The sequence below is a fragment of the Chroococcidiopsis cubana SAG 39.79 genome (assembly GCF_003991895.1).
Lineage (GTDB): Bacteria > Cyanobacteriota > Cyanobacteriia > Cyanobacteriales > Chroococcidiopsidaceae > Chroococcidiopsis > Chroococcidiopsis thermalis.
Genome location: NZ_RSCK01000029.1, coordinates 1 through 1779 on the forward strand (window position 1 = coordinate 1; position 1779 = coordinate 1779).

Sequence of the window (1779 nt, forward strand, 5' to 3'; positions counted from 1 at the left end):
CGCCTGCCGCGCTGCTTGGATTGCCGTATCTGCATCCGCTTGGTCACTCCAGGGGATTTGGACAATAGTCTGCCCAGTGACAGGGCTTTTTCGTTCGTAGATCTGACCGGAAATTGGCGATACCCACTTGCCATTAATAAAGTTCTGGTAGCTACGCATTGCCGCTGTTTTAGGTTTGCTAACTTCTGTTGTCATTGTGGTAATGTCCTAGAGCGATTATTTGACTCTTAAACTAGTAAATCAAACTCAGAGCGATTAATAAACAATCTAATTACTAAATGCTTCAAATGGAAGAAAAACTGAACTAGTTGAACTTGAAAACTTTACTGACAGGTGATTTTAACTTGAAGTCGAATTTTCTCCTTGGAGAAACTAAACGACGATGGTTGCATTCATGTTTTGCGTTCGCTCATTTGGTAATTTCATCCACCAACTCATGCATTCAAATGCCAGTAAAAAAATCAAATTTCAAACAATTTCTAGTTGAAGCTGTGCTGTTTATCGGCACTACAATTGCCATCATCTTTTTTCTACACTACAATAGCAGCGACCTATTGCACCAGAATTGCCATGAATAAAGCCGAACTTGTTGACGTAATTGCTTCCAAAACTAACGTAACCAAAAAAGAAGCTGATACAATCCTCAATGCGATTACAGAGACAATCGTGGAGGTTGTATCTGGAGGTGATAAGATTTCTTTGGTCGGATTCGGCTCTTTTGAACGACGGGAAAGACAAGCTAAGGAAGGGCGGAACCCGAAAACTGGCGAGAAGATGCAAATTCGAGCAACTCGCGTTCCTGCCTTCGCTGCTGGTAAGTTGTTTAAAGATAAAGTTGCTCCTAACGATTAGTTCCGCTCCAATGAGTCGGGACAGCTCTTGGAGAAATTGCGCTCGCACGATAGTTGGTGGTCATTAGCTAGCAGCAACTTCCGTCGCTGCTTCCTTCGGCTTTTCCTCAAAAATCCTCACCCCTGCTTCGACAACTTCAAAGCCATTGGCAGTAGGTTGCCCTAGTTTACCGCTGACTGCTCCACCCCAATCGCTAAAATTTGCAACATCCGCCTCTGCCTTGCGCCAACTCTTGCCATTAATTAAAGCGGTGAAGACGACCCCATTCTGGTCGGTGAGTGAAACCTCTACCTTTTTCTTTGCTGCTGGTTTGGCTTGGGGCAATTCGTTGAACTTCAGCGGATTTCCGCTCTTGCTTGGGTCATGTGAATTTTTTTTTTGGTTGAATTATAGCTTTTCTATTTTCTGACACCATGTTTCGAGCGCTTACTACGGAGCTAAGCGGTGAACTTAACAGTACTTGTGATCGTGCTACAAATACCGTCACTTAATATACCTCATCATGACTACCGATGTCTACAAACACAGCCTTTCCTTCTTCTACAAAGTAGAACAATACTCTCTCGTTGTAGTCTACGCTAAAACTCCAAAATTCCTTGAGCTTGCCCGATAGTTTGTGCGTTTTTAAACTTGGAGCAAATGGGTCTATGGTAAACTGTTCCAACTTCTGCCAAAACCTTGCCTCTAGTTCTGCATTGCCTTGAATCCGCTTTTTGAAAGCACGTTTAAAGGGAGAACTGAAACTGACCTCCACCGTTACTCCTCTATCAGTTGTTTCAATTCCTCAATCTTGGCAGAAAACCTTAGCTCACCTTTTTGCTGTTCAGCTTGCGCTAACTTAAAGTTGTTGTAGATCTCCTCACGCCGCTCTTCACGCAGATACTGCTGCAACAACAGTTGAATTTCGCGCTTCTCATCTGTAGAGAG

At 43.5% G+C, this 1779-nt stretch carries 3 protein-coding genes and 1 pseudogene; 1 reads left to right on the top strand and 3 read right to left on the bottom strand.

All coding sequences use genetic code 11. From position 1 onward, the window contains the following. A pseudogene (locus tag DSM107010_RS17755) lies at positions 1-195 on the bottom strand (aldehyde dehydrogenase); the annotation flags it as partial. A 375-nt stretch (positions 196-570) separates the two neighbouring features. On the opposite strand from DSM107010_RS17755, the gene DSM107010_RS17760 reads away from it, so the two are divergent. Continuing rightward, positions 571-852 carry an HU family DNA-binding protein gene (locus tag DSM107010_RS17760; protein WP_127023489.1) on the top strand — a complete coding sequence of 94 codons (282 nt, stop codon included), beginning with the start codon at positions 571-573 and terminating at the stop codon, positions 850-852. Positions 853-915: 63 nt separating this feature from the next. Here the strand turns inward: DSM107010_RS17760 and DSM107010_RS17765 are convergent, their stop codons facing one another. Next, positions 916-1176, bottom strand: a complete 261-nt coding sequence (locus tag DSM107010_RS17765; RefSeq protein ID WP_199755602.1) for a hypothetical protein — start codon at positions 1174-1176, stop codon at positions 916-918. Positions 1177-1339: 163 nt separating this feature from the next. Further along, positions 1340-1606 carry a type II toxin-antitoxin system RelE/ParE family toxin gene (locus DSM107010_RS17770; protein ID WP_127023497.1) on the bottom strand — a complete coding sequence of 89 codons (267 nt, stop codon included), beginning with the start codon at positions 1604-1606 and terminating at the stop codon, positions 1340-1342. Between the last annotated feature and the right edge of the window lie 173 nt (positions 1607-1779).

What these genes read in the sequence shown, in the direction of transcription:
- DSM107010_RS17760 (WP_127023489.1), top strand. Translation starts at nt 571, where the DNA reads ATGAATAAAGCCGAACTTGTTGACGTAATTGCTTCCAAAACTAACGTA.